We start from the raw sequence: 26726 nt of genomic DNA on the forward strand, positions 1-26726 counted from the left end.
ATCTTTACGGTTTTTGTATTTTGTGTTTTACAGTAGGAAGAATATCTTTGAAACGTTCACGAGTTTGTTCTTCAAGGTTTGATTTAGGTCTGAAAATGGCTATAAAATCGTTTCCAACAAACTCATAAGTCGTTTCTGAATTGATGTGAAAAAGCTCAATTTTTTCATCGTTTGACAAAACACGAAGCTCAAATCGCTCAATGTCACGTCCATAATCCAACTCTAAAAGTTTTACATTATTTTCGCCATGAATATTACTTATGGTATATCTTCCGTGAAAATTCCAAAAAACGGAGCTTAGTGGCACATCAGGAGCTGTTTTTGACGATTTAAAAAGACCTTCATCTCCCATAACAAAATGCAAGTAATTTTCGCTATCAAAAGGATTAAGAGCTCCTTCTTTGCTGGAATACACTTTACGCCAAATGCCATATTCTTGTAAAAAATAACGGATATTATCATAAAAAAGCATATCATAATTAAAATTATGCTTTTGATACCCTACCAAACGATACACCAAATTGGAACCCAAATCATATAAATCAATAGTTGTAGCATCTACTTGTACCACATCAAAACGATAGACACCGTCTGTACGATGTTGCACTTCAAGTACATTGCCACGAGTGAAAAAACTTCCGATTTCGACACCATATCCACCATTATCTTTACCGATACCTGCCAGATTATTGTTAGCACGTAAAACTCTGTGGTCAAAGGTGATTGTAAAGGCTTTTTGCAAAAACGGAATTTTGCTGTGTCCTCGGGTAGCATTGATATCCACATACCACAAATCGTAATTGTGGAGTAAAGTACCCAGACTAATACCTTCATCGCGTCTTTCTTCTATATAATTCACGGAGCAACCCACCAAAAACAGAACTAAAACTCCAAAAACCAATATCTTTTTCATAATAATATGTTTTAAAAAACAACTCTATACCCTTGCCTTTCCAATTTTTATGCCAAAATAACAACGCACTCAATTTAAGTTTATTTTCCATCCAAATGTAAAAAGCATCATTTTATTACTTACATTTGTCAAATAATTGTAAATGTGAGCTTATGTTTTCTAAATTACATTTGGTGTATTTGTTTTTGACAAGTATTTTTTTGGTGGGTTGTCCGGCATATTTTGAACACTTACCCGATACGCCGAGTTATGAACCGTTGATTATGGAACGTTCCGATTTTGAAAAATCAATCCAAGTACAAGCTTCCATACCTATGGAAAATGCAGGGAAAATTTATCTGAAAGACCATTGGCTATTTTTGGGCGACACCCATAAAGGGTTTCATATTTATGACAACTCGAACCCTGAAAACCCAGTAGCGGTTGCCTTTTTAAGCATTCCTGGGGCTACTGATTTAGCCATTCGCGACGAAGTGATGTACGTGAATCAAGCTACCGATTTGGTGGCTTTTAGCTATGATGTGAATAGTGGAACAATTACCCTGCACAAACGCATTAAAAAGGCTTTTCCTCAGATGCGCTCCCCTGACGGATTTTTTCACTATATTGATGATAATAAAGTAATTGTAGATTGGATTCCTAAAAAATAAATGATGAAAAAGATTGGTTATATAATACTGTTTTTTGTTTTTCTTGTTTGTACTTCGTGCAATAAAGAAAATGCTTCACAAAATGACTCCTCCAATGATGGCAAAGGAGGTTCTTTAGCTACTTTTGCTCTTAAAGGGGCATATCTTTATGTAGTTGATGAAGCTAATTTGAATGTTTTTCAGGTAAAAACGCCTCAAAACCCGAGCAAAGTTAATAGTATTCCTATTGGGTTTAATATTGAAACGCTTTTCTCGGCAGGAGATTATCTGTTCGTTGGTTCACGAAATGGAATGTATATTTATTCGGTGGAAGAACCCGAAAAGCCAAAAATGCTTTCCAAGGCAGAACATTTTACCGCTTGTGACCCTGTAGTTTCTGATTTGGATTTTGCTTACGTAACCCTACATTCGGGCACCTTTTGCAGAAATTCAGGCAATGCCCTGCAAATCTATGATGTTAAAAATCTACGCAAACCCAAACTTATTTATGAAATGAACTTATCTTTCCCCAGAGGATTAGCCCTTGAAGGTGATTTATTAGTGGTTTGTGATGATAAATTAAAATTCTTTTCTGTTGAAAATCCGTATGCACCAGAACTCGTTTATTCTGTAAATCGTAATTTTAAAGATGTGGTTTTCTATCAAGGTAAACTCTTTGCTTTTGGTGAGCGTGAAATTGCTCAATATCAATGGTCAACCCCTGACTTTTCTGATTTTAAACTGATTAGCAGTCTCAAATATTAAAAAAAATCCGATTCAATAATTGAATCGGATTTTTTTTACTTTCTATGCTTGATGCGTTTTTTTAAGCAAATCGTTTACCGTTTTTACCGGATTAAAGGTAATTAAAGGCACTTCAACGAAAAGGGTAATCCAGTTTGCCATAGAACCATTCCACAAACCAGGGCGTTCTAAGGCTTTTAAGGGTTTGCCCATATAGGTTTTCCCTGTGATGAAGGCTTGTTTAGGGTCTGTAAATTCGTGGAGATTGAATTTTTTGCCCTTGTAATTTTTCGTACCACAAACCAAATCCACGGGATTGAAATGTGTGGCTTGTTGGAAAATTTCTTTCTGTTGAGCATCATTCAAATTCACTTGTGCCGACTCAATAATTTGCAAACTGATATTTCCTTCTGTATCCTTTACCCAAAACGGACCCCCACCGGGTTCACCTTCGTTTTTAACCATACCACAAACACGTATCGGGCGATTCAGTTGTTCTTTTATAAAATCTAAGGCATAATGTCGTTTGAATTTATAAACATAATCAGGTACGCAGATGTTTATATCACGCATAAAGTCCAAAATATCGTTTACTTGCTTTTTACGGATTTTGTTCTTATCCAAACGTTTAAGAATTCGGAAGATTTCGGACTGTACTTCGCGTAATTTTCCAGCAAGAGCTTCCTTATAGAAAACCGTTTCATCGGTATATTTTTTAACTACCACATTATCAATATTTTTAATAAAAATAACGTCAGCATCTACCTCATTAAGGTTATCAAGCAAGGCTCCGTGCCCTGCAGGGCGGAAAAGCAAAGCTTCGTTTTCATCTCTGAAAAGTTCATTGTTTTCAGTAACCGAAACCGTATCAGTACTTGGCTTTTGATACGAAAACGACACATCAAATTTGATGTTATAACGAGCTTCTAATTTTTCTTTGATGGCATCAAGCTCTTTTTTAAAAGCCTCAGTATGTTGTTCAGTAATGGTGAAATGCAGATAAGCAATATCTTCTGCTGAGGCATACATTACCGATTCTCTGAAATGTTCTTCAAAAGGCGTAACCACTTTTTCGGAATGATGATGAAATGGAAGCAATCCTTTAGGCAAATTGCCATAATTAAGCTTTTCAAGTAATATTGCTGCTATAAGATGTTTTTGAACATCTTCGGATTGGGTTTCAAAATCGGGGATATTTTTAGCAATATAATCGCTTAAAACAGAATAAAAAGCAAACTTTTTCAATCCTTTGAAGAAGATATCCATATCTTTATTTCCCGAACGGTTTACGTAGGCTTTAAACGATTCTTTTTCAGGATTGAAATCATCTTTAAAAGCAAATAACGATTTAAACATTCGGGTAGCTGCTCCCGATGCAGGTACAAATTTGAGTATTGAAATCCCTTTTTTCTTTTTCTGGTAAATGGCGGCATATTTTGCCGTTTCTTCCTTTGAGAAGCTCAAAATACCATTACCAATAGTAGCTGCAGCGGCTAATTGTATGGGCGGAATACCTTTTTTGAAAAGGGTTACTTGCTGCTCGAGCATTTCAGGCGTTATGCCTTTCTCGGAGAGTTGTTTGAGGTCATTTTTTGTTAATTCCATTGCTTTAAAAGTATTTTTCGGACAATTTCCGAAGCCGTTCTCAAGCGGACTTGGGCATCGCCACGCAAGGTTATAAAAGATTTTTTATGTGCTATGAGCATTTTTTTAAATTGGTCAAACATATAAGGGCGGTCGTTGGGTCGGTCGCGCAAGGGGTCAGGCTCCCAAGGAACATCAATATCGGTCAGAAAATAAAAGTCGTAATGATTTTCGGTGGCGTACTTTTCAATTTCGGCAGGGCACTTTCCTTGATAGTAAATTTTGGAATATGTCATCAATTCTAACAAATCCGTATCGCAAAAAAGCACACGATTTGCCTTTGGCACTTGCTCATTTTCTAACGCCATCTGACCGTAAGCGATGGGAAGCAAATCATTCCAAGAACAACTTTGATGATGTTTTTGCCATTTTTCTTCCAGATAAATTCGCATAAACTCGGGCGTCCAAACCGTACCGAATGCTTCGGCAAGAGCCTTGCACAAGGTAGTTTTTCCGGTAGATTCCGGTCCGAAACAAACCACTCGGACTATATCCGTTTGTTTTTGCGATAAATTTCCCTCCATTCCCGATATCCGTAATAGGCAATTATGGTAAAAATTAAATATTGTAATGACGTAAATTTCAATCCTTTATAATAATATAAGGGTACAGAAATCAAATCCCCTACAATCCAAAAAATCCAGTTTTCAATCTTTCGTTGTGCCATCAGCCACATTCCTACTAGAAAAATAGCTGTAGTGATTATATCCACCCCATCCAACAGACTGAAAAACTCAAATCCTAACGATACGCCTTCCATCGAAAAGGAATTATTGATGTAGGGTTTGAAAAAATACACGGTGGTAACCAATATCAAACTAAAAAGAGCTAATCCTAAGCTGATTACCCAATCTTTTGAGTTCATCACCGAAACCTCAACGTGTACTTGGTCTTGACTATTTTGAGCCCAAAGCACCCAACCGTAAACGCTCATCACGGTATAATAACCGTTTATCATCATATCACCAAAAAGGCGAAACTCCCAAAGCAAGTAAACAAATATGACTGTACTTACAATTCCGGTAGGATACACCCATATATTTCGCTTTTTGGCAAAAAAAACACTCAATAACCCGAAAATAACCCCAATTACTTCAAGAACTATCCAATGAGTGGCAACACCCTTATACTGGTCAAAAAGCCAATTAAAAATGAGGCTCATAAGCGTGTCTGTCCGATTTTACGATTTTGATGTAAATCAGTCCGTTTTCAATTTGCTCAAAAACATCTTTAATTTCAGTGGTAAGTACTTGCATTACCTTATCATATTCGCCGTAAACTTGAGTACTTAGCGGATTTTCAAGCACCACAAACCCCGAGCTACGTAACTTTTTTATCAGATGAATGATTGGCGGCTCAAAATCGGATTGTAACGGACTTAAAGTCAACTCAACAGATATTTTCATAGAAAGTTTTTATTGGGTTCTAATTCTTTTTGGGTTACCAAAGATAAGCAAAAAAATGCGAGTTTAAAAATAAAGACCAAAAAGAATTTACACACTCTTTTGTACATTTTTGTATTGCTATTTTTTTTTATTCTTCATTTTCTTTTTCCTCTTTTTCAACTTCTTTGCCTAAGAATTTTCTTAAATTAAAAAGGCATTCTTTAATAACAACAAAAAATATAATAACAAAAATAACAATAAATCCCTCTTTCCCTATAATTTTTAACATCTTTAAATACAATAAATCATTCAGTAACCTTCTACCTGTAGCTTTTTCTAATGATTTACCCAAACTTGAAAGAATATCCTCTTCTGATGTTACAATAAAGTGATGTATTGAAATGATACACATTAAACACATTACAATATAAAAAATCACATTAAATAAATAGTCAAAATTGATTTTTATATGATTCTTGGATAGCTTTTCCCAATATTTTCTTAACAAATTCATCTTTTGTTTCTTTTTTGTAATGATTTCTCCTCACGGTAATTGGTGCAAACTACATTACATTATCCTTTACCCTTCTCAAAAACACTTTCCCATAGTCCCCCTCACAGTGATTTGAGCAAAAAATATCGGGTTTTCGATAGCTCCAAAACCCGATGTTTTATTGTATTTTGAAAACAAATCTATTTTAGAAAAGTTTCCACTGGGGTATATTCCAAATGGAACGTTTCGGCCACTGCCTTGTAGGTTACTTTTCCTTGAACCACATTGAGCCCTGCTGCCAAGCCCTTATCAAATTGACAAGCCTTTTTCCATCCGTTATTGGCAAGTGATACGGCATAAGGCAAAGTAGCGTTAGTAAGCGCCAAAGTAGAAGTAAATGGTACTGCTCCAGGAATGTTTGCCACACAATAATGAACTATTCCGTCCACTTCATAAATAGGTTGACTGTGTGTGGTTACACGCGAAGTTTCAAAACAACCGCCTTGGTCAATAGCAACATCTACCAAAACAGAACCTTTGGTCATTAGTTTTAACATTTCACGAGTGATTAAAGCAGGAGCTTTTGCCCCAGGAATGAGCACTGCACCGATAACTAAATCACACATAGGAAGCTCTTTTTCAATATTGTATTGCGAAGCGTACAGCGTTTTGATGTTTTTGGGCAAAATACTATCCAGATAACGTAGTTTGGGCAAAGAAATATCGGCAATGATTACTTCAGCGCCCAATCCTGCGGCAGTTATAGCTGCATTATAACCCACTACACCTCCGCCCAAAACCAATACTTTGGCAGGTTTAACTCCAGGAACACCACCCATCAAAATGCCTTTTCCACCTTGTGGTTTTTCTAAAAAACGAGCACCTTGCTGTGCCGCCATACGCCCTGCCACTTCCGACATTGGCGTAAGTAACGGAAGCGAATGGTTTGCTTCCACCGTTTCGTAAGCCAAACAAACCGCCTTTTGCTTTATCATAGCGTGTGTTAGAGCTTCTTCCGAAGCAAAATGAAAATATGTGAAAATCAGTTGATTTTCCTTAATCAGCTCATACTCGGTAGCAATGGGTTCTTTTACCTTGTAAATCATCTCTGATTGAGCATAAACCGACTCTATGGTGGGTAAAATAGTGGCTCCTGCTTTTTGATACTCTTCATCGGAAAAACCACTACCTATTCCTGCCGATTTCTGAACATACACCGTATGCCCATTTTTAATCAATTCTTTAACTCCTGCAGGGGTAGCTCCTACTCTATTTTCATTATTTTTTATCTCTTTAGGGATTCCTATAATCATAGTAGAAAAATTTTAATGTTTCAGGACGATAAATTTACTAAAAAAAGCATTTACAATCGACACTTGATTTGAAAAACAGCGTATTTTTTTATCTCAAAAACAAATGACAATTACATTTTTTTATGAAATTCAATAATCATAGTGTTTTTCGACTATGTAAAAGACGAAATAATTATCTCTTTTTTTGTATATTTGTAAACAATTATTTCAGTTACTGATGGGAAATTTTGATTTTTTAACCGATACTGCACATCGACCTTGGCAATTACCCAAAGGGAAATGGCAATATTACCAACAATGGAATGATGCCCTTTTTTTGCATTTCCAAGTTGATGATAATTCTTTAAGAAAACTCGTGCCTTTGGGCTTGTCATTAGATGATTTTCAGGGAAATTATTACGTATCATTAGTGGCTTTCAAAATGGAAAAAATACGCCCAAGGCTTTTACCTTCGTGGAGTTATATTTCTGATTTTTATGAAATAAACCTCCGCACCTATGTTAAAAAGCAAGACAAATCGGGCGTTTATTTTTTAAACATTGAAGCTGAAAAAGCACTTTCGGCAAAAATAGCAAGAATGCTTTCGGGGCTTCCTTATGAAAAGTCAAATATCCGAAGAACTCTTAACCGATACCATAATCAAAACAAAATCAAAGAATTTGAATTAGATGTTGAATTTTCGGTGGGCGATAAAATCAACACAAAAACACCACTTGATTGTTGGCTTACCGAAAAATATTGTTTGTATTTGCAAGATAAAGACCAACACCTGCGTTTTAACATCCATCACCGTGAGTGGGATTTGCATCAAGTTATCTTAAAAAACATTGATTTACAATACCATATATCAGAACTAAAACTCTGTGAGACAGACATAATAGCCGCACACTATTCATCAGGGGTGGAAGTAGTGTCGTGGTCGGCTGAAAAGGTTTAAAGTGTTAGGTGTGACAGATGGCTTGATTATAAACAAACCATTAAAATATTTTTCGTATCCATCGTAATGGAGCAAAAATATTTACACCTTTTTCTGGGGCTTCGTACCAAAATATAAAATAAGCTAAAAATCCTAAAATCAATACAATAATAAAAATAGTATTCAAAACATTCTTAATTTTATATGTCAAAGAACTTCTATCTTCACTTGTTATTTGAAGTATTCTTTGAAATAAAGCCGTTAATTCTGTACTTTTTTCTTTATTTTTCCCGAAAAGATGCTCAATATCAACCACTTCCTGATTTCTATTTTTGTAAAGAAAAATTACTGAATGATTGACCATTTTAATATTTTGTAAATCTTCCCATAAAATTTTTTGAGCTTCATCAGATGAAGTACTTACAGCAATTGATATAAATTTTTCAGTGATGATTACAGAATCTTTTTCGGATATTCCATTTTGAAAAGCCAACAAAATTTCATCATCAAAAGTAAGTTTATGAACCAAAACAAAACGCTTATTTTTTTCTATTTCTTTAGAAATTAAAATTTTATTGGTAAAAATTTCATTCCAATTAGACGTTTTAAAGATTATGCCCTTTTTCACATCAAAAGCATAATTTGATATTTCTCTTAAAATCAATTCTTTTATCATTTATTACCTATTTTGAAGTAGCTACCATTTTTTTGTATTTTTCTATCTCTTTTTTGATGCTTTCAATTTTCTTTTTAACATTTTCAATATCACGCGTATATTTTTCCGATTCTCTGACCTTATTTTTTCGATAATTTTCTCTGGTTGATGCCGAAGTTGTTGATTTTATATTTCGGGCAAAATAGTCCATTCGTTTCTTTTTATCCTCCTGCAATTTGTCAATTCTTGTTCGTAACGAAATAATATCTTGCTTCTTATCAGCAATCTTTTTTCTGTAAAGTTCCTTACTCATTTTTGTTAAATTTATCTATAAGTCGTTCAATAACAGTTTCTTTTTGTTGTGTTTTAGGTTTATCTTCTTCAAGATATGCAAAAATGCCCATCACTGAAAACAAAACAAACATCAACACAAAAACCCAATAACGTTGAAAAAATGCTTTTCGTTGTTTTTGCCGATAAATTCGTTCAAATAGAGGTATTTCAGTAGCTTTCGGATATTTCATTTTGAGCATTTGTAAACATTGCCCATACTTTTTGAGAGCAATATCAGCATAGTCATTCGCTCGTTTATTTTCCTCTTCCAAAGTATCTTTCCAAGAATTGGAGGAAATTATAGCAGATAAATTATACATTGTATCAATCAATCCTTGTTTTTGTTTAGGAATTTTGATGGCTACTAACTTCTCAATATTTTGTTCGAGTTTTAAAACTTGTTTTCGAGCAAATGCCTCTTCTTCTTTTTTTGATTGAATTTCAGCTTTTTTACGTTCGACAAATGCCTGTTTTCTTGTTTTAACAAACGTTTTAATAGTTCCGTCACTTTTCACCGAAGTTCCACTACCGAGCAAACTTCTGCCTGTGTCATTAACTCGTTGATATTTTGAAGCGTGTTTGTTTCCAAAAATTTTATTGGAAATAAACCTTCCCGTATCACGCCCTAATTGCCCTTTGAGTGAACTAAAAAATCCCATTTTATTATAATTTTTAAAGAATACGGATTGCTATAAGAAGCAATCCGCATTGAAAAATTACTTTCCAGAAGCTGTTAATGTGATTGAATCTTCTGAAAGTTTTGAATCATCTGGCGTAGCTACTTGTACTTTAATACCAAATTCTTCTAAAATCTTTTTTTCAAAATTACCCACCAACATTTTTCCGTTAATTTTTACATCGCCTCCTTTGGCATCACTTCTCCTGATGGAAGCCAATGTAGCTTCGTCATCTGCAAATTTTTGTCCGTTATACACACGTAAGGTAGAACCAAATTCACTTTTGAAATTTGCTTTCAAAGTTTTCACTTTCATTTTTCCTGAGATAGTAAAATCTGCCATTTTTTTAAATTTTTAATTATTAAACAATTATTTTTGTCTTCGTGCATCGCCCAAAGTAAAAGTATCATTAACAAGATTTTTATTTTCAATATCTGCAATTTGGACTACAATTCCGAGGTGTTCTAAAAACATTTTTTCTACTTCACCCACTTTTTGAGTAGCCTTTATTCTTAGCTTATCAGAATTAAAATTTACTGAGGTTTGGGTGGTTCTTTCGTCTAAAGTTTTTAGTGTCATTCTACCATCACTGGCGAGTTTTTTCCCTTTATAAACACGCAATGAAAGACCAAATTTATCTTTAAATTGTTTCGTAAGTTCTGTAACTTTCATTGAACTTTCTACCTCAAATTCTGTTGAAGTGAAAGTATCCACAATTTTGTTAAATAATTTCATATTATTCTGATTTTTGTTTTCTTTCTAATAATTTTGCTTGTAATATCATTTCAAATTCAGCCAAATCAACTCCTTCAGAAGCAGCTTTTTGGAACAAAACTTGCCTTTCTTGTTCGGTGAGTACGTTATCCAACAAGGCAAATTCAATAAGTTGCTCCAATTGTTGGCTGTATAATTTCATTGGAGGAGATTGTCCCTGCCCTATGGCAAGTAAATTTTGAGAGCTATTAGGTAGCTTAGAAGTTTCTAATTGTTTTTTGGCTATCTCTTGTATTCCTTTGATTCCTCTTTCAATAAGTACATTTTTATTGGTAATTCCAAATTTGTCAGTAACATCTAAAACACGCATAAAAGGAATTGCAGAAGTAGCAATATCAATCATATCTGCGACAGCCTCAGCATCGGCATCAGCAATTTGAGTCAATGCCAAATTTTTTCCTTTACTCAAAATTTCTGCACTACCTTCAAGTGCTGAACTTGAAGCCGAAGCAAGTGTTTCTTTTGTATTTTTGAATGTTTGACAAGTAGTTTCAAAAGCTGAATCTGAAACGGAAATAACAGAATCCTTTGTTACTTTTAATACAGAAGAAGTACTTTCAAAAGCTGATTTTGAAACAGAAGTAATATTTTCTTTTGATTTGGATAATGATTCTGAAACATTTTCAGAAATAGAAGAAGCTAAATTTTTTAATTTACTAAACATTTTGGTTTATTTTAAGATGGTTAATAATAAAGCATAATTCTTTTGCGTTTACTATTATCAAAATGTTTAGATAAACAAGAGATTACCACAAAAAAAGTGGACCTCTGCATTTACTTGTAAGTGAGGGAGTCCAAGCCCTGTACAACAAAGCAAAGCAAAAGCCCACGCATTCAACGTGAGCGTTATGCTTAAACCTCCCTGTTGTACATTGAAATTTTTGGACTTTTCACTTACAGGTTCGTTAGCAAACGCAATATGATTTAAGTATTTTCTTCTATCGTATAAGTTTTTCTTTTGGTTTAGCAAAGATGATAATTTTTTTAAATTTTTACAATTTATTTTGTATTTTTTTTGAGTGGTACATTCAAGCACCAATTGTAATTTTTTTTACCATAGATACACCTAAAACAGATAAAAACATTTTCTTGCAGAAAATCCGTACCTTTGCTCCAAGAAATTTTGATTTTATAATGGTTTTGACTGAGCGTATTTTTTCCATAAAAACTTCGGAAGATTTTCAAAATGTAGCCTTAGCTATTTTTAGATATCAATACAAATATAACCCTGTATATCAATCGTTTTGCAATTACTTAAACCGAAATCCCGAACAGGTAAATTCGGTAAACGAAATTCCTTTTCTGCCCATAGAGTTTTTCAAAACCAAAACCATAATCAGCGGAACACAAAAAAGTTCAAAAATATTTACCAGTAGCGGAACCACAGGGAGTAACACCTCAAAGCATTACGTTAAAGATATTTCCATCTATGAAAAAAGTTTTCGGCAAGGATTTCGGCACTTTTACGCAAATGAAACCAATTATGCTTTTTTAGCACTTCTCCCTGCTTATTTGGAACGTACGGGCTCTTCCTTAACTTATATGGTTGACGACTTAATAAAGCGCTCAAAAAACACTCAAAGTGGCTTTTTTTTACACAATCTTGACCAATTGGCAGAGAAACTCCATTTCTTAGAAGAAACAGAACAAAAAACCATTCTGATTGGCGTTTCATTTGCTCTGCTGGATTTGGTAGAAAAATACAACTTTTCGTTAAAAAATACCATAGTTATGGAAACTGGCGGAATGAAAGGCAGAAGAAAAGAATTGATTAGAGAAGATTTACATCATATCTTAAAACAAGGCTTTGGAACGGAAAGCATTCACTCCGAGTACGGAATGACAGAGCTACTCTCACAAGCCTATTCCTCAGGCAACGGAATTTTCCGAAGCGTACCTTGGATGCAAATTTTAATTCGAGATGTAAACGACCCCTTATCCTATCAACCCTTTGGTAAAAGCGGAGGCGTGAATATCATTGATTTGGCAAACGTACACTCGTGTAGCTTTATTGCCACACAAGACTTGGGCAGAGCCTTTCAAGATGGTAGCTTCGAGATTTTAGGACGATTTGACCACGCCGATATTAGGGGTTGTAACCTAATGGTTTTATAACCTCTCCATAGCCAACTTTGCTGATGCTACGGTTTTGGCAGCATTTCCCACAAAAACCTCATTATCAATGACCATAACTGGTCGGTTTAGAAACGTGTAATGCTCCAAAATCAAATTTTTATAATCGGATTCGGTGAGCGATTGCTCTTTCAAATTACGTTGCTTGTAAAGTTGGGCACGCTTGCTAAACAATTTTTCATAACTTCCTGCCTTTTCTTTAAGAAAATCAAGTTCACTTTCAGTAATCGGATTGTGTTTTATATCCTGAATTTCAAAATTAGAACTGGGCTGTAATTCTTTTAAAATACGCTGACAAGTAGAACAACTTCCTAAATAATATATTTTATTCATTTTTAATGAATTATGGTTTTACAAAGGATAAATTTTAAAGGATAAAAATCCAAGTAACAAGGGTTCAAACTAATATTCAACTACAAAATCCACATTTCTTGAAGAAAAGGATAAAAATCCAAGGCTAAAGCATTTTATAATTACCAAATAACTAAAAGAGTATTCATTAGCTCGAATTGATACTCATTTTCCACGTGGAACATCTAATCTAAAAAGCCTAATAACGAAAGAAAGGTTTAATCTGCTGCATTGGAATTTCAATTACCACAGCACCATCAGCATACGAAGCAATTTCGTACGGATTGTAATGAAGTATCAGGCTTTTGTCAGAAATACCGATGTTTTGCGGTAAATGAAAAGTATTATCGTCAAACCAAAATCCGTTTTGGCTCAGTGCAGTTTTATCATCGATTTCAAATTCTGATTTAAACTGTTTTTCAGCAATTTCCTTCACTTTTTCAACATCAGAAAACAAGGAATCATTGTGAATTACTTTTCCGTTTTTAGCATCAAAATTGAGGTAGGTAGTGGTTTCATAGCCGTGTGCACCCCCCAAAAAAGAATAAGTTTTAGAAACTAATGACACCATCTTTTTATTTTGATATACAATACTATCGGTTAAAATGAGTTCATAAGCTGCAATTTCAGGAAAATGTTGCTGTAAATCAGCATATTCTTTCATAAAATTATCCAAACTTTGGGCTATGGCAGCCTCACCAGAAATTTCACTTGGTTTTTCTTTGGAATCCATTTCTACAAAATCAACAATCCGATTTTGAATGGTTTTATTAAAATTTTCGGCAAATTGTAAAGGCTTTTCACATTGCAAATACGTCAAATAAACCGTTCCACAATTCTCACAATCGGAAGCTGATTTTTGAACGACTTTTTCCGTAAAGGAAATCTTATCGGAACACGAAAATAAAAGAAAAGCTCCAAAAAGTAATGTTATTTTTTTCATATACAGTTGTTTATATTTTTTGAACATAAATATTTCGGCTCACCACCGATGAGAGTATTACCATTTTCCCTGCAAGAGAAATAGTCATTGAATGGTCAAACTTTTCTTTATCAATCACTGAAAATTCATCGCCCAAAGCAATAGAAATTTTATTGAGATAAATCAAAAAATCTTTGGAAGTATTTTTAACTCCTACAAAGACAGCTTTATTATTGATTTCCAAATCACTAAGTAATATTTTAGGCGTTTTTTCAATGATTCCTTCTTTGTTAGGAATGGGGTCGCCGTGGGGGTCTGTTTCAGGGAAACCTAAAAAAGCATCGAGGCGTTCGATGAGTTTTTCGGAATGAATATGTTCCAATTCCTCGGCAATTTCGTGAACTTCATCCCACGAAAAACCTAATTTTTCGACCAAAAATACCTCCCACAAACGATGCTTTCGAACAATAGAAACTGCCTTTTCAGTTCCTTTTTTGGTTAGTAAAACTCCTTGATAACGCTTATAATCGACCAATTTTTTTTCGGAAAGTTTCTTAATCATATCGGTTACTGACGATGCTTTAGTCTGCATAGCATCGGCAATGGCATTGGTACTGACAGTTTCTCCGCCTTCATTAGAAAGGTGAAAAATTGTTTTCAAATAATTTTCTTCCGAAAACGTCATTTGCATAAGAATTAAAAATTTAGTTTGTGTGTGCTAAAATACTGAAAAAGCAAAGGTATTTCCAAAAAACGAACTTAACAAACAAAATTTAAAGATTTCCGTTTTGATTCCAAAATAAATATCAAAAAACTGAAAATCATAATTTTATAAAAAATAGTATCTAAAAAAAAAACAGATTAAGATTTGTTTCTACCCTGCTCATCAGGGTAGCATTGCCAAACGGGGTCACTTTGCCAAAATTGTTTAGTTTGAATATCCATCACTGTAATTTTACCCTTGAAAGCACAACCCGTATCAACATTCCAAACACCAAAAGCATTCATAGGCTCGGTACTTCCAAAACGCGTAGTGGGGGTATGACCAATGAAAATTTCAGAATAAAGTTTAAGACGTGCTGGATAATATGGGTCATTTTTTTCAATTTCCTTAGGAAGAGACAAGGCTAATTCCCAAAGGGTTCTGTCCCAATAAAACATCTCTGGAAAATACTCAAAAACAACTCCTCTTAAATTGGTAAATCCGGCGTGAACAAAAAGCCTATTTTGAGGATCTAAATGATAGGTTTCCAAGGATTCCAAAAAAGAAATATGTACTTCTTTTTCAGTATCAGAAACTTCAGCATAAGCTTTTTCTGTGGCATCTCCTCCGTGAAAATACCATAAATCACTCATCGGTTTTCCTTTCAAAAATTGCAAACAAAGTGCATCGTGATTTCCTTTGATGAACAAACACTTATTGGTAGATTTCAAATTTATCAAAAAACGAATCACTTCGGGGGTTTGACTCCAACCATCGGCATAATCCCCTAAAAAAATAAGAAAATCATCTTTTTGAATTTTTGCTCTTTCTAATACCTGAACAAGTGCTTTGTAAGCACCGTGAATATCTCCTATAACAAGGGTTCTCATTTATGAATTGTATTTTATTTTTCTTAATATTCGAAGAGATTCTTTAAGCGAAATATAAGCCTCAACATCTATAGTTTTAAGTAGTGGACGTATGTTTTCCATACGTTGTTTTGCCTCCCCTACCCCATTTAAATAACAAAGTAAAGCTACAAATGGTAAACTTTTAAGTTGCTCTTTTTCTTTTTCACTTAAAGTCATTTCATTTTCTATTTTATCAAAAAGTATTGAACTGACTTGCCAGACGCCTTCAATGACGGAAGATTCAAAAACAGGTGGCTGAAAAATTAGTTTTTGTTCTATTTTGTAACTTCCGTTATTAAAAAAATAAATATCAGTGGTTTCCAACGGATAATACTTTTGATTTGCGTTTATACCCAGTTGTATATATTCAACAATACTAAAACTATTTTCAGTATAACTGATTTCAACTTCATCTAAGGCCGAAAAAAACAAACGAACTTGCTCATTGATCAGTTCAATATCCACACGTGTGTAATAGGTTTTATCTTTGGAAATTTTAGATTTTCCTGCCCAACACAAAATAAATTGCTCTTCATAGACCAAATAATTTGCTTGTAAATCTTTATGTCTATGATAGATAAAATCAATAACTCCGTCAAGGCTATGTTTGATATTATTTTTTGATTTTTTTTCTATCTCAGCAACAATGGTTGCATTAGTTAAATTAGGCTTTGATTTTTCTTTTTTGGGTTTACTATTACTTCCTTCACGATAAAAAATCATACCCGCAGGATACTTCCAAATACCTTTATGCAAAGAACATATTTTACCAGAAGACAATACCGTTACCAAACCCACTACCTTATTTTCAGGAAGCTCAGGAAAAATAATATTTTCATAAGCGATATTGGGCGCATTATCTAAAAACGCATTTACTAAATTTTGTATGCGACTATCATCAAAAAAATCAACTCCTACAATTTTTCGTGAATCATCTTCAACTCCTATCACAATAAAAGCTGAATTTTTAGGATTGGAATTTGCCAATGCACAAACAAGCTTTAAAAATTTAGCTTTTCCTTCCGTTGAAGATAAGTCAATAAAACGTTTACGGTCATAAAAACTATTTTCGTCACTATGCCCCAACAAATTTTTTATCAGTAAACGTTTATTTATCATAACACATATTTGACATTACGCCTCCAAAAATAATCAATTTTATCGAACTAAAAAGTAAAAGCTTTTTAAAAACATTTCATTAAAATATATTTCCATACTTTTGTAAAAACTAAAACCTGGTATAAACCAATGGAAAATAAACTTATCGCAAAATATATCCAAACTCCTTTAGGTGAAATGATGGGCATTTTCACCCAAAACGGATTATGCTTTTTAGAATATACGGATAAGAAAACATTTCAAAAAGACATTACTTCATTAAATAAAGAAATTGTTTTTACTGAAAATCCATTAACTATACTTTTAGAAACAGAAATCAGAAATTATTTCGATGGCAATCTAAAACAATTTTCGATTCCTTTAGACCTTACAGGAACCCCTTTTCAGCAGAAAGTATGGAGGATACTACAACAAATTCCGTACGGAAAAACCATTAGTTACAAAAAACAAGCCCAAAAATACGGAGATAATAAAGCAATACGTGCCATTGCTTCGGCTAACGGAAAGAATAAAATTTCGATTATCATTCCTTGCCATCGCGTTATTGGCAGTGACGGAAACTTGATAGGCTACGCCGGAGGAATTTGGCGAAAGAAAAAATTACTCGAATTAGAACAAAATACAATAAACTATCAAACCAAACTATTTTAAATTTTCATTTAAGGTTCCACGTGAAACATTTTAAAGAAGATTTTAAAACAACAATATAAAAATCATTTTTATATGAATCGAAGTATAATTTGTTCCACGTGGAACATAAAAAACAATAAAACAAGTTTAATTCAACTTTATTTAATATTTAAAAAATATTTTTACAATAAAAATAATATAATCATAACAATGTTCGGTCGTATTATAAAAAGTATGATAACGGTTTTGGTTACCGGGATTCGACTACGCTCAACCTAACAAGAATACCCTATTTTTAAAGATATCATACTTTTTACATTACCTCCCAATGTTCCACGTGAAACATTAGTAAAATAATAACTAAAATATTAAAAATCTGATATTTATGCATAAAATAATGGTTAAAGATTACAGTATTAGTCAAGAAATTTTTGAACTCATTTATCAGCCCGAACTTGATTTATATCAAACCACCTCCCTACCCCAAAACTTAAGTAAATACTACGAAAGTGATGTATATATTTCACACACCGATAGTAAAAAAACGCTGTTCGATAAGGTTTATCAAGCGGTAAAAAACATCAATTTAAAAAGTAAAATACATATCATTTCTAAGTACAAAAAGCAAAAAATTCAATTACTAGATATCGGTGCAGGAACTGGTGATTTCGTTTTGAGTTGCAAAAAACAAATGCATTGGGAAGCCACAGGTATTGAACCTAATGAAAAAGCAAGACAATTAGCCAAAAAAAAACAAATCCGTTTGCTTGAGAATTACGATGATTTAAAAGAAAAATCATTTGACGTAATTACCCTCTGGCACGTACTGGAACACATTCCCGACTTAGAAAACGAAATTCAAAAAATAAATTCACTCTTAAAAGAAGACGGAATCTTGATTGTAGCCGTGCCCAATTACAAATCGTGGGACGCCCAGCATTATAAACAATTTTGGGCAGCGTATGATGTTCCTCGTCATTTATGGCATTTTTCAAAAACAAGCATACAGAAAATTTTTACCTCAAAAGGATTTCAACTTTTAGAAATCAAACCGATGCTTTTCGACGCTTTTTACGTATCGATACTTTCCGAACAATATAAAACTGGAAAAAAGAATTTCATCAAAGGATTTGTAAACGGAATGCGTTCAAACCTCTATGGAATGCGAAAAAAAGAGTTTTCATCACATATTTACGTCCTTCAAAAAGTGAAAAATTATTTTTAAGTCTATTTTTTTGATTATCTCGAGTAGAAATATAACTTTATACGGAAAATTTTTAAAAATCAAAATTTAAGCCATTTCTGAAGGTCGATTTTTATAGATAAAATTTATATTTTTAAAAATATCATAGAAAAAATCCATAAAATAGTATTTGTAAAAGAAAAATGAATTTCACTATGATAATTTCATTTCGTGTAAAAACTTTTCTATTTTTGTAATCGAATCAATATTTAAGAAATTTAGAAATGAAAAAAATTTTAATCGGAGGAATTGCCATCTTTACTTTGACGGCTTGTCAGGAAAAAATTGCCTACATTGACAATACCAAACTACTAAACGAATATCAAGAGAAAAAAGACATTGAAGAAAAACTAAAAGAAAAAATCAGTGCTTACGAGAAAAAAAGAGATAGTATTTCAAAAGCATTTCAAAGTGAAGCACAAGCCTTCGATGCACAATCCAGAAATCTGGCTCAAAACGTAGCACAAAAAAAGTATAATGAACTTATTCAAAAAAGTCAAATGCTACAACAACATTTGATGCAAGAAGAAGAAAGCATTAAAATGGAAAGCCAAACCCAAATGGATAGTTTAGTAAACAAGGTAAAAAAGTTTGTAAAAAATTACGGAAAAGAGAAAAAATATACTTTTATACTTGGTGCTAACGATGGAGGAAGTGTACTTTACGGCGATGAAAAGAAAGACATCACCGCTGAAGTTATCAAAGCTATGAACGAATCTTACAAAAAATAACAAATTCATAAAAAAAGCAGTTTTTAAAAACTGCTTTTTTTATACCTATTTTAATTGAAAATTTCAAATTTATTCAATTGTTCACCAATAGTTTCCTTACTTTCTGGGAAAATTCCTTGAAGAAATAGCAACACTCCGAAAACCAACAAAACAATACTTATAATGCGTTTTATTTTATGAATATGGAAAGCAGTCAGCTTATTTTTAAGTTGTTTAGCTAAAAACATCTTCAAACAATCTACCAAAAAATAGCTAAGAATAATCGCAGAAAAGAAAACAGATATGCGATAAGTATCCATATCCAACCTTGGAGCAAAAACAATAATAATTCCTAACCAAAAACCTAAAACCCCGATATTTATAAAATTAAGTAAAAATCCTTTTACAAATGTGGAAAAGTAATTCTTCTTTACTTGAAGACAAATCTCGCTACCTTGTTCCTTGATTTTTCGTTGCTTATTAAAATCCTTTTTCTCTTTAATAAAGGAAAACAAGCCATAAAAAATCATTATAATACCTCCAAACATAAACAAACGTGGATCGTCCTTTATCTTTTCTAATAAATTACTGGTAGTAAAATAAGCAATCAAAATAAAGAGAATATCGGCTAGAATAACTCCAAAATCAAAAACCATTGCCATACGAAAACCCTTAGTAATAGCCGTTTCCAATAAAACAAAGAAAACCGGACCAATGGTAAAAGCTAATATTAAACCCAAAGGCAAAGCAACTAATATATCGTGTAACATAGTTATAATCAATGAAATAAAAGTGAGCTAACAAAAATAAAGAAAAATCAAAAAAAATCAAAAAAATAAGGAAGAAGTTTTTGACCTCTCCCCTACTTCATTACAATTATTTTACTTTATTTGAACGCTTTTTATATCTATGCAAAATATAAAAAAAATTAAATTTGCTACTAAATATGCCATTAAAACATAGATATTCCCAACCAATTGGTCTGGAAAAATAAGCCATATCAAGAAAGTAACCAAACAGAATATTAAAAAAAACAATCCAAATTTCTTTTTTATCAACTGATTTTTTGTCTCCATAGCAGAAATAGTTTAGTTATAGCTATCAAAAACAAATATATAAAAAAGTCAAAATAACAAAATTTTTAAATTATCTTTTAATACAAGAATTCATTTGCAATAATATTTTATATATCCCTTAAAATAATTTTATTAATCAATTTTTCTAATTTGTTCCCATCAACTCAAAATCTAGTTGTTTTTTGAGTAAGTCCGTATTTTTTACGCGAACAACTACTTCATCACCAAGCTGATACATATTTTTAGTTACCTCTCCTACCAAAGCGTATTGCTTCTCATCGAAAATATAATAATCGTCTTTGATATCTCGAGCTCTGACCAAACCTTCACACTTGTTTTCCACAATTTCAACATAAATACCCCATTCGGTAACTCCTGAAATGACTCCTTTAAAATGCTGATTTTTATGATTTTCCATAAATTTCACTTGCATATATTTGATAGAATCACGCTCGGCAGACGAAGCCAAATTTTCCATCTGTGAAGAATGTTTGCATTTCGTTTCATAAACTTCCTGTTTTTCAGAAGGTTGATTATCCAAATATTTCTGCAATAGCCGATGTACCATCACATCAGGATAACGACGAATAGGCGAAGTAAAATGCGTATAAAAATCAAATGCCAAGCCATAATGACCAATATTTTCCGTTGAATATGAGGCTTTTGCCATAGAACGAATAGCAAGTGTATCCACCAAATTCTGTTCTTTTTTGCCTTTTACTTCTTCCAAAAGAGAATTCAACGAATGTGTAATACTCTTTCTGTCCTTCATATTGATGCCATAACCGAAACGAGAAATCACACCATTGAGCTGCATCAATTTTTCGTCATCAGGCTCATCGTGAATACGATACACAAAAGTTTTCTTCTGCTTGGCTATGAATTCAGCTACTTTTCGGTTTGCCAAAAGCATAAATTCTTCAATGAGTTTGTTGGCATCTTTGCTTTCTTTGAAATATACGTGCGTTGGATTATCGTTTTCATCTAAATGGAATTTTACTTCAATTTTGTCAAAAGAAATCGCTCCTAATCGCATTCGTTTGGTACGCAGTTTTTTAGCCAAATCGTCCATAAGTAAAATGGCTTGAACTACATCTTTTGGAACAGAATAACTTCCTTCTTTACGAATTGAAATTTCAGAAGGCATTTGAAAATCAGATAGTTCTACTTTTTCTTGCTTCTCTCCTACTCCTGCAAAATTTTCAATGATTTCTTGAGCTTCCTCATACGCAAAACGATGGTCGGAAAGCGTTACGGTTCGTCCGAACCACGTATTTAGGATTTCTGCCTTTTTATTCATCTCAAAAACCGCTGAAAATGTGTACTTTTCTTCATTCGGACGCAACGAACACGCAAAATTAGAAAGCACTTCGGGGAGCATCGGCACTACCCTATCCACCAAATACACGGAAGTGGCTCGATTGTAGGCTTCTTCATCTAAAATAGTTCCTTCTTGGACATAATGCGACACGTCGGCAATGTGTACGCCAATTTCGTAATTTCCGTTTTCCAAAATTTGGAACGAAAGCGCATCGTCGAAATCTTTGGCATCTTTCGGATCAATAGTGAAAGTCAGCACGTTACGCATATCACGGCGTTTGGCAATTTCCTCAGCGGTGATGGAGGTGTCCAATTGTTTTGCAAAGGCTTCCACTTCGTGCGGAAACTCGTAAGGCAAACCATATTCTGCCAAAATGGAATGCATTTCAGTGGATTGTTCACCGGGTTTTCCAAGAATTTGCTCAATCACTCCGAAAGGCGAATTGGATTTTCCTTCCCATTTTTCGATACGAACGATGACTTTATCGCCGTTTTCAGCTCCGTTAATGTCATTTTTCGATACGAAAATATCGGTGTACATTCGGTGGTCGGTTGGCAAGACGAAAGCAAAATTTTTCTGCATTTGCACCACGCCCACAAAGCGCATTTTTTTACGCTCGATAATTTTTGTAACCTCGCCTTCTAATTTATTTCCTTTTCGGAATCGAGGAAAAATATAAACTTCCACCAAATCCCCGTGAAGAGCTTTGTTGAGCATATTGGAAGGAACAAACACATCTGTTTCTAACTCATCTACAATAACATAGGCATTTCCTCGAGAGGTAATATCTACCGTTCCTGTATAGTAATTCTGACTTGGAATGGCTTTGTATTTTCCGCGTTCAACTTCAAGGATTTTCTTTTTTTCTTTGAGTTGTACCAATCTTTTTATGAGTAGATTACGTCCGGAGGCATCGGTAATGTTCAATTTTGCAGCAATTTGTTTGTAGTTAAAACTCTCATTCTGATTGGTTTCCAATACAGAAAAGATGCCTTTGGTAAGGTCGTGTTTTTTAGCTTTAGCTGTTTTCTTAGATTTTTTTGCCATATATTTTTTGCTTTATTATTTAAAGAGCGTACAATGTACAATAAATAAGTTAAAAACAAATTTTTGTACACATATATTTTTAAAAAAACGTTTTTAAAATTTTTCCACAATTGAATTTATAATAAAAATAGAATTTAAAAATTTAAAAATAAAATGATGATTATTATAGGCTGTTAATTGTATAGAAAAAATGAAATTAAAAAATTTGGAAATATTGTTATTCACAATTTATCAACAGTTTTAAACATTCTTTATAGCTTTAATATATTAGAAATCAGTTATTATATAAATGTTATTAGTAATGTTAATAAATGATTTTTCTTTCTATTTGAAGATAACTTTCAAAAATAGGATTGTTAATAACTGTTCAAAAAATCAGTGATATTTTTATAAAAATAAATTTGTTTTGTAAGTAGTAAGCCTTGTATGTACAAATTTTTTACAGTGACAAATAATCTATCGAAATTTTACATCGTAAATTATTAACTTTTCCAGAAAAAAAATAAACATTTTAATATCAGAATCTTATAAAAAATAGCTAACAATATTGTTGATAACTCTAAGCAGTGACTAATAAGTTAGTACATGTATCTTTATTGAATACTTAGATAGATAAAAAATTTATATTCAATCATAAATTCATAAAATAAAGTTTGTAAAATTATCTAATTATAGTTGCATTCTGCTTTCGAAAAATGAATATAAAAATATAGAATTGTTCATTTTTTCAGCCCATTTATTAATGAATACAAAATTTAACACATGAAATAATATTTCAATGAATTTATTTATTATTTTTTAAAAAATAATTTTTATGTATAAATTTATTATTATTATTCAATTTTTTAACTCAATTGTTTTTTAAATATAATGAATAACTGAAATGTTTTTTTGATAAAAAGTTTATTTAAAACAGAAGGTATTTGTTTTTTCAAAAAAAATGATAAATATTTGCCTCGAGACTAATTCAAAAAGAATAACTATGAGATTAAAATTAACTTGGATGGTAATGTTGTTCTTTACAGCATTGCAACTGTCCTTTGCACAAGAAAAAACGGTGAAAGGTACAGTAAAGGATGCCTCTGGTGTAGAATTACCAGGAGTAGCTGTTCAAATTAAAGGAGAGCAGCGAGGCACAGAAACAGATTTTGACGGGAATTACTCACTACAAGTAGCTCCAGGAAAAATTCTGGTTTTCTCTTATTTAGGAATGAAAAATGTAGAGAAAACCGTAGGGAATTCCAATACCATAAACGTGGTAATGGAGGAGGATACTCATCAATTGGGAGAAGTTGTGGTTACTGGAGCTATGGGGATATCTCGTAGTGAAAAATCTTTGGGTTACGCGGTTTCCAAAATTGGTGGAGAAGATATTGTAAAAACCAAAGATCCTAACTTGGTTAATAGTTTAGCTGGAAAGGCTGCGGGTATCAATATTACTCAACAATCAGGAAGTGTAGGAGGTTCTTCTAAAATCGTAATACGTGGGGCATCTTCATTAAGTGGAGATAACCAACCTTTGTTTGTAGTTGATGGTATGCCTATTAACAATACTTATTTGTCTAATGGTATTCAAGGGGCTGTTGATTATGGAAATGCTGCTGCCGATATTAACTCTTTAGATGTGGAATCAATGGATATACTTAAAGGTGCTGCTGCAACCGCTTTGTATGGAGCTCGTGCCAAAAATGGTGCTATCATTATTACAACTAAAAGAGGAAAACAAGGAAAAATGAATTTGGTGTACAACACAAGTATCCGTATGGATAGAGTTGCTAAACTACCAGATTACCAAAATGAATATTCACAAGGTCTTGACGGAAGATATTCAGTGACTAGCTTTAATGGTTGGGGAGAAAAAATAAATGGTCAAACTGTGAAAAACTTTTTAGGTCAAGATGTAACTTTACAAGCATATCCTGATAATGTGAAAAACTTTTTTAATACAGGAACTACCCAAATACATAGTTTTGATTTAAATGGAGGTGATGAAAAAAGTGATTATCGATTTGGATATACTTTAACCTTACAAAATGGTGTTATGCCATTCAGTTCTTACAAGAAAAACGATTTAACCTTCAATGTAGGGCGCAAATTAAATCAGTGGTTAGATAGCCGTATCACAGGTACTTATACACGTGGTTTAAGAAATGGTCTTTCTGCACAAGGCTCTAATGATCCGAATGTTATTATTGGAAGCATTTTGGGTATGCCAAGAACTACAGATATTGATTTTCTAAGAAAAAATGTATACAATGAACAAGGAAAACCTAATTCTTGGGATGGTGCTGGAAAAACAAATATTCCTTATTATGTGCTAGAAAACAATAAAATAGGAAGTGACAATGAAAGATTTTTAGGATCCGTTTCTTTTCAAGCAAAACCATTGAGTTGGCTTACAATTAAAAACCAATCAGGAATTGATACAAGTATTGAAGAACGAAATACTTTATGGTCAGTAGGAACTATTGGTGAGATAAAAGGTAAATTTTCTGATCAGGTTTATAGAACCCGTATATTGAATAATGACTTGATTGCTATGGGAAATTTCAAGTTAGGAAATAAATTTGGTTTAAATACTATCCTGGGATATAATGTGTTCCAAAGAGAATATTCTCGAAAAGGAAATACAGCTTCTGAATTGATTGTTCCTGATTTGTTGACGTATGCCAATGCGAAAGCAAATGTTCCTACAAATTATTACTCTATAAAAAGAATTCATGGGGTATATGGTGAGATTAGTGCAGATTATGACGATACATTTTTCTTGACTTTAACAGGGCGTAATGACTGGTCAAGTACTTTACCAGTAGAGCATAATAGTTATTTTTATCCGTCAGTGAGTTTTAGTTATGTATTTACTAAAAACCTGCATTTAAATTGGTTGAATTTTGGTAAAGTTCGTCTGAATTGGGCAAACGTTGGTAGTGATGAAGATCCTTATTTGCTAGAGTATGAGTATGCAGCTCAATCTACTTGGTTCTCTCAATATGGAGCAGGAGGGGAATTTCCTCATAAAGGAGTTAGTGCATTTTCAATTCCAAGAACACTACCTAACAAAAATCTTAAACCTCAAAATCAAGTAAGTTACGAAGCAGGTTTAGACTTGAGATTATTTAATAACCGAGTAAATATTGATGCCACAGTATATCGTATTGATACTGATGATCAAATCATATCTATTGATGTACCTCTATCTACTGGGTTCTTTGCTAAAAAAATTAACGCAGGGAAAGTTCGTAACGAAGGATTTGAGATTCAATTGGGAATAATTCCTATAAAAACACAAGATTTTGAATGGAATACGACTTTCAATTTCAGCCAAAACAAAAATACGATAATTGAATTGGATGGTAATCTTAAAGAGTATAGTGTAACGAGTGGTTGGTCTGGTTTACAAATCAAAGCTGCACCAGGAGAACCTTTAAGTATTTTTGGAACTGCTTGGAAACGTAATGATAATGGAGAAATTATTATAAATGAAAAAACAGGTTTAAGAGAAGTGGAAACAGGAAAGAATTTAGGTAATATAGATCCTGATTTCCGTTTGGGTATTAATAATTCATTCCGTATCAAAGATTTCACTTTATCTGCTGTAATTGATTGGAAACAAGGAGGTAAAATGTTTTCAGGAACAGCCGCTTCACTCCGATCAACTGGTTTGGTTCAAGAAACATTAGCACATAGAGGAGAAACATTTGTCGATACAGGAGTAAATCCAGTTGCTGGCGGTGGATACAAACCTAATGCAACCCCTGTGAAAAATATGCAAACTTACTGGGGGCATATCAGCAGTACAAGTAATACAGAAGGAAATGTTTATGATGCTTCGTATATGAAACTAAGAGAGGTGAGTTTAGTATGGAACATGCCTAAAAAATACCTTCCCGAGAATTCCTTTATTAAAGGAGTTATGGTTGGAATAGAAGGACGTAACTTATGGAATATTATAGATAATGTACCTCACGTAGACCCAGAGTTAAACTTCTTCGGACCTGGTACAACAGGAGGTGGAGTAGAGTTTAACAGCATTCCTTTGACAAGAACTTTTGGAGTAAGTTGTAAAGTTAATTTTTAAATTGAA

The 26726-nt window shown here is 33.0% G+C and carries 28 protein-coding genes; 8 read left to right on the forward strand and 20 right to left on the reverse strand.

What is annotated here, in order from left to right:
- Positions 1-4: 4 nt before the first annotated feature.
- On the reverse strand, positions 5-913 hold the full coding sequence (locus CGC47_RS07060) for a nicotinic acid mononucleotide adenyltransferase (RefSeq protein ID WP_095900170.1): 909 nt from the start codon (positions 911-913) through the stop codon (positions 5-7).
- A 152-nt stretch (positions 914-1065) separates the two neighbouring features.
- Here CGC47_RS07060 and CGC47_RS07065 point away from each other — a divergent pair, with 152 nt between their 5' ends.
- Together CGC47_RS07065 and CGC47_RS07070 are read left to right on the forward strand one after the other, a co-directional pair.
- Positions 1066-1563, forward strand: coding sequence for a hypothetical protein (locus CGC47_RS07065; protein WP_042000803.1), 498 nt, complete (start codon positions 1066-1068; stop codon positions 1561-1563).
- Entirely contained in the window at positions 1564-2307 is a 744-nt protein-coding gene (locus CGC47_RS07070; RefSeq protein WP_013998370.1) for an LVIVD repeat-containing protein, read from the forward strand.
- 42 nt (positions 2308-2349) lie between these two features.
- On the opposite strand, the gene CGC47_RS07075 is transcribed toward CGC47_RS07070, so the two are convergent.
- From CGC47_RS07075 to ald, 6 genes are all read right to left on the reverse strand, one after another.
- Positions 2350-3891 carry a DUF4301 family protein gene (locus tag CGC47_RS07075; protein ID WP_042000800.1) on the reverse strand — a complete coding sequence of 514 codons (1542 nt, stop codon included), beginning with the start codon at positions 3889-3891 and terminating at the stop codon, positions 2350-2352.
- A complete protein-coding gene (locus CGC47_RS07080) occupies positions 3882-4454 on the reverse strand; it encodes an AAA family ATPase (protein ID WP_169922910.1) in 573 nt (190 codons plus the stop codon). Before CGC47_RS07080 ends, CGC47_RS07075 begins: the two co-directional genes overlap by 10 nt.
- A complete protein-coding gene (gene pnuC / locus CGC47_RS07085; protein WP_013998367.1) occupies positions 4418-5092 on the reverse strand; it encodes a nicotinamide riboside transporter PnuC in 675 nt (224 codons plus the stop codon). Before pnuC ends, CGC47_RS07080 begins: the two co-directional genes overlap by 37 nt.
- Entirely contained in the window at positions 5076-5336 is a 261-nt protein-coding gene (locus CGC47_RS07090) for a hypothetical protein (RefSeq protein WP_042000797.1), read from the reverse strand. Before CGC47_RS07090 ends, pnuC begins: the two co-directional genes overlap by 17 nt.
- A 127-nt stretch (positions 5337-5463) precedes the next feature.
- Positions 5464-5829, reverse strand: coding sequence for a hypothetical protein (locus tag CGC47_RS07095; protein ID WP_095900171.1), 366 nt, complete (start codon positions 5827-5829; stop codon positions 5464-5466).
- A gap of 179 nt (positions 5830-6008) precedes the next feature.
- Complete coding sequence (gene ald, locus CGC47_RS07100; RefSeq protein ID WP_042000792.1) at positions 6009-7121, reverse strand: alanine dehydrogenase; 1113 nt, start codon at positions 7119-7121, stop codon at positions 6009-6011.
- 217 nt (positions 7122-7338) lie between these two features.
- Here ald and CGC47_RS07105 point away from each other — a divergent pair, with 217 nt between their 5' ends.
- Positions 7339-8058, forward strand: coding sequence for a YqjF family protein (locus CGC47_RS07105; protein WP_042000789.1), 720 nt, complete (start codon positions 7339-7341; stop codon positions 8056-8058).
- Between the two features lie 40 nt (positions 8059-8098).
- Here CGC47_RS07105 and CGC47_RS07110 read toward each other — a convergent pair whose 3' ends face one another.
- Genes CGC47_RS07110 through CGC47_RS07135 form a run of 6 tightly spaced genes read right to left on the reverse strand, consistent with a single transcriptional unit; the run spans position 8099 to position 11140 of the window.
- Entirely contained in the window at positions 8099-8713 is a 615-nt protein-coding gene (locus CGC47_RS07110; RefSeq protein ID WP_042000786.1) for a hypothetical protein, read from the reverse strand.
- 7 nt (positions 8714-8720) lie between these two features.
- Entirely contained in the window at positions 8721-9005 is a 285-nt protein-coding gene (locus CGC47_RS07115) for a hypothetical protein (RefSeq protein WP_013998492.1), read from the reverse strand.
- On the reverse strand, positions 8998-9684 hold the full coding sequence (locus tag CGC47_RS07120) for a hypothetical protein (protein ID WP_095900172.1): 687 nt from the start codon (positions 9682-9684) through the stop codon (positions 8998-9000). The genes CGC47_RS07115 and CGC47_RS07120 overlap by 8 nt, the downstream gene beginning before the upstream one ends.
- Positions 9685-9741: 57 nt before the next feature.
- Positions 9742-10044 (reverse strand): hypothetical protein, encoded by a 303-nt coding sequence (locus tag CGC47_RS07125; protein ID WP_013998494.1) that lies wholly within the window; start codon positions 10042-10044, stop codon positions 9742-9744.
- Between the two features lie 27 nt (positions 10045-10071).
- A complete protein-coding gene (locus CGC47_RS07130; protein WP_013998495.1) occupies positions 10072-10437 on the reverse strand; it encodes a hypothetical protein in 366 nt (121 codons plus the stop codon).
- A gap of 1 nt (position 10438) precedes the next feature.
- Positions 10439-11140, reverse strand: coding sequence for a hypothetical protein (locus tag CGC47_RS07135; RefSeq protein ID WP_042000777.1), 702 nt, complete (start codon positions 11138-11140; stop codon positions 10439-10441).
- 470 nt (positions 11141-11610) lie between these two features.
- On the opposite strand from CGC47_RS07135, the gene CGC47_RS07145 reads away from it, so the two are divergent.
- The gene (locus CGC47_RS07145) at positions 11611-12591 is read left to right on the forward strand and encodes a LuxE/PaaK family acyltransferase (protein ID WP_042000876.1); all 981 of its coding nucleotides are present in this window, start codon (positions 11611-11613) and stop codon (positions 12589-12591) included.
- On the opposite strand, the gene CGC47_RS07150 is transcribed toward CGC47_RS07145, so the two are convergent.
- The 5 genes from CGC47_RS07150 to CGC47_RS07170 form a co-directional block, all read right to left on the reverse strand.
- Positions 12586-12942 carry an arsenate reductase family protein gene (locus CGC47_RS07150; RefSeq protein WP_042000772.1) on the reverse strand — a complete coding sequence of 119 codons (357 nt, stop codon included), beginning with the start codon at positions 12940-12942 and terminating at the stop codon, positions 12586-12588. The two genes, CGC47_RS07145 and CGC47_RS07150, sit on opposite strands and share 6 nt — an antisense overlap.
- Before the next feature lie 217 nt (positions 12943-13159).
- Complete coding sequence (locus CGC47_RS07155) at positions 13160-13903, reverse strand: DUF3298 and DUF4163 domain-containing protein (protein ID WP_169922909.1); 744 nt, start codon at positions 13901-13903, stop codon at positions 13160-13162.
- A gap of 10 nt (positions 13904-13913) precedes the next feature.
- On the reverse strand, positions 13914-14567 hold the full coding sequence (locus CGC47_RS07160; RefSeq protein WP_041913718.1) for a metal-dependent transcriptional regulator: 654 nt from the start codon (positions 14565-14567) through the stop codon (positions 13914-13916).
- Positions 14568-14743: 176 nt separating this feature from the next.
- Positions 14744-15475, reverse strand: coding sequence for a metallophosphoesterase family protein (locus tag CGC47_RS07165; RefSeq protein ID WP_095900175.1), 732 nt, complete (start codon positions 15473-15475; stop codon positions 14744-14746).
- Positions 15476-16615 (reverse strand): ATP-binding protein, encoded by a 1140-nt coding sequence (locus CGC47_RS07170; RefSeq protein WP_095900176.1) that lies wholly within the window; start codon positions 16613-16615, stop codon positions 15476-15478.
- A 129-nt stretch (positions 16616-16744) separates the two neighbouring features.
- On the opposite strand from CGC47_RS07170, the gene CGC47_RS07175 reads away from it, so the two are divergent.
- From CGC47_RS07175 to CGC47_RS07185, 3 genes are all read left to right on the forward strand, one after another.
- Positions 16745-17266, forward strand: coding sequence for a methylated-DNA--[protein]-cysteine S-methyltransferase (locus CGC47_RS07175; protein ID WP_041998597.1), 522 nt, complete (start codon positions 16745-16747; stop codon positions 17264-17266).
- Between the two features lie 373 nt (positions 17267-17639).
- On the forward strand, positions 17640-18470 hold the full coding sequence (locus CGC47_RS07180; protein ID WP_095900385.1) for a class I SAM-dependent methyltransferase: 831 nt from the start codon (positions 17640-17642) through the stop codon (positions 18468-18470).
- A gap of 242 nt (positions 18471-18712) precedes the next feature.
- Complete coding sequence (locus CGC47_RS07185; RefSeq protein WP_013996120.1) at positions 18713-19219, forward strand: OmpH family outer membrane protein; 507 nt, start codon at positions 18713-18715, stop codon at positions 19217-19219.
- A 50-nt stretch (positions 19220-19269) separates the two neighbouring features.
- Here the strand turns inward: CGC47_RS07185 and CGC47_RS07190 are convergent, their stop codons facing one another.
- Positions 19270-19968, reverse strand: coding sequence for a LysE family translocator (locus tag CGC47_RS07190; protein ID WP_041988338.1), 699 nt, complete (start codon positions 19966-19968; stop codon positions 19270-19272).
- A 451-nt stretch (positions 19969-20419) separates the two neighbouring features.
- Positions 20420-22642 (reverse strand): ribonuclease R, encoded by a 2223-nt coding sequence (gene rnr / locus CGC47_RS07200; protein ID WP_041998582.1) that lies wholly within the window; start codon positions 22640-22642, stop codon positions 20420-20422.
- Between the two features lie 982 nt (positions 22643-23624).
- Here rnr and CGC47_RS07205 point away from each other — a divergent pair.
- Positions 23625-26720: a SusC/RagA family TonB-linked outer membrane protein gene (locus CGC47_RS07205; RefSeq protein WP_157799866.1), complete on the forward strand. Its 3096-nt coding sequence runs from the start codon at positions 23625-23627 to the stop codon at positions 26718-26720.
- The last annotated feature ends 6 nt before the right edge of the window (positions 26721-26726 follow it).

The organism is Capnocytophaga canimorsus (assembly GCF_002302565.1).
Classification (GTDB): domain Bacteria; phylum Bacteroidota; class Bacteroidia; order Flavobacteriales; family Flavobacteriaceae; genus Capnocytophaga; species Capnocytophaga canimorsus.

Coding starts and splice junctions, on each gene's coding strand:
- CGC47_RS07060 (WP_095900170.1), bottom strand. CDS start 913: ATGAAAAAGATATTGGTTTTTGGAGTTTTAGTTCTGTTTTTGGTGGGT.
- CGC47_RS07065 (WP_042000803.1), top strand. CDS start 1,066: ATGTTTTCTAAATTACATTTGGTGTATTTGTTTTTGACAAGTATTTTT.
- CGC47_RS07070 (WP_013998370.1), top strand. CDS start 1,564: ATGATGAAAAAGATTGGTTATATAATACTGTTTTTTGTTTTTCTTGTT.
- CGC47_RS07075 (WP_042000800.1), bottom strand. CDS start 3,891: ATGGAATTAACAAAAAATGACCTCAAACAACTCTCCGAGAAAGGCATA.
- CGC47_RS07080 (WP_169922910.1), bottom strand. CDS start 4,454: ATGGAGGGAAATTTATCGCAAAAACAAACGGATATAGTCCGAGTGGTT.
- pnuC (WP_013998367.1), bottom strand. CDS start 5,092: ATGAGCCTCATTTTTAATTGGCTTTTTGACCAGTATAAGGGTGTTGCC.
- CGC47_RS07090 (WP_042000797.1), bottom strand. CDS start 5,336: ATGAAAATATCTGTTGAGTTGACTTTAAGTCCGTTACAATCCGATTTT.
- CGC47_RS07095 (WP_095900171.1), bottom strand. CDS start 5,829: ATGAATTTGTTAAGAAAATATTGGGAAAAGCTATCCAAGAATCATATA.
- ald (WP_042000792.1), bottom strand. CDS start 7,121: ATGATTATAGGAATCCCTAAAGAGATAAAAAATAATGAAAATAGAGTA.
- CGC47_RS07105 (WP_042000789.1), top strand. CDS start 7,339: ATGGGAAATTTTGATTTTTTAACCGATACTGCACATCGACCTTGGCAA.
- CGC47_RS07110 (WP_042000786.1), bottom strand. CDS start 8,713: ATGATAAAAGAATTGATTTTAAGAGAAATATCAAATTATGCTTTTGAT.
- CGC47_RS07115 (WP_013998492.1), bottom strand. CDS start 9,005: ATGAGTAAGGAACTTTACAGAAAAAAGATTGCTGATAAGAAGCAAGAT.
- CGC47_RS07120 (WP_095900172.1), bottom strand. CDS start 9,684: ATGGGATTTTTTAGTTCACTCAAAGGGCAATTAGGGCGTGATACGGGA.
- CGC47_RS07125 (WP_013998494.1), bottom strand. CDS start 10,044: ATGGCAGATTTTACTATCTCAGGAAAAATGAAAGTGAAAACTTTGAAA.
- CGC47_RS07130 (WP_013998495.1), bottom strand. CDS start 10,437: ATGAAATTATTTAACAAAATTGTGGATACTTTCACTTCAACAGAATTT.
- CGC47_RS07135 (WP_042000777.1), bottom strand. CDS start 11,140: ATGTTTAGTAAATTAAAAAATTTAGCTTCTTCTATTTCTGAAAATGTT.
- CGC47_RS07145 (WP_042000876.1), top strand. CDS start 11,611: ATGGTTTTGACTGAGCGTATTTTTTCCATAAAAACTTCGGAAGATTTT.
- CGC47_RS07150 (WP_042000772.1), bottom strand. CDS start 12,942: ATGAATAAAATATATTATTTAGGAAGTTGTTCTACTTGTCAGCGTATT.
- CGC47_RS07155 (WP_169922909.1), bottom strand. CDS start 13,903: ATGAAAAAAATAACATTACTTTTTGGAGCTTTTCTTTTATTTTCGTGT.
- CGC47_RS07160 (WP_041913718.1), bottom strand. CDS start 14,567: ATGACGTTTTCGGAAGAAAATTATTTGAAAACAATTTTTCACCTTTCT.
- CGC47_RS07165 (WP_095900175.1), bottom strand. CDS start 15,475: ATGAGAACCCTTGTTATAGGAGATATTCACGGTGCTTACAAAGCACTT.
- CGC47_RS07170 (WP_095900176.1), bottom strand. CDS start 16,615: ATGATAAATAAACGTTTACTGATAAAAAATTTGTTGGGGCATAGTGAC.
- CGC47_RS07175 (WP_041998597.1), top strand. CDS start 16,745: ATGGAAAATAAACTTATCGCAAAATATATCCAAACTCCTTTAGGTGAA.
- CGC47_RS07185 (WP_013996120.1), top strand. CDS start 18,713: ATGAAAAAAATTTTAATCGGAGGAATTGCCATCTTTACTTTGACGGCT.
- CGC47_RS07190 (WP_041988338.1), bottom strand. CDS start 19,968: ATGTTACACGATATATTAGTTGCTTTGCCTTTGGGTTTAATATTAGCT.
- rnr (WP_041998582.1), bottom strand. CDS start 22,642: ATGGCAAAAAAATCTAAGAAAACAGCTAAAGCTAAAAAACACGACCTT.
- CGC47_RS07205 (WP_157799866.1), top strand. CDS start 23,625: ATGAGATTAAAATTAACTTGGATGGTAATGTTGTTCTTTACAGCATTG.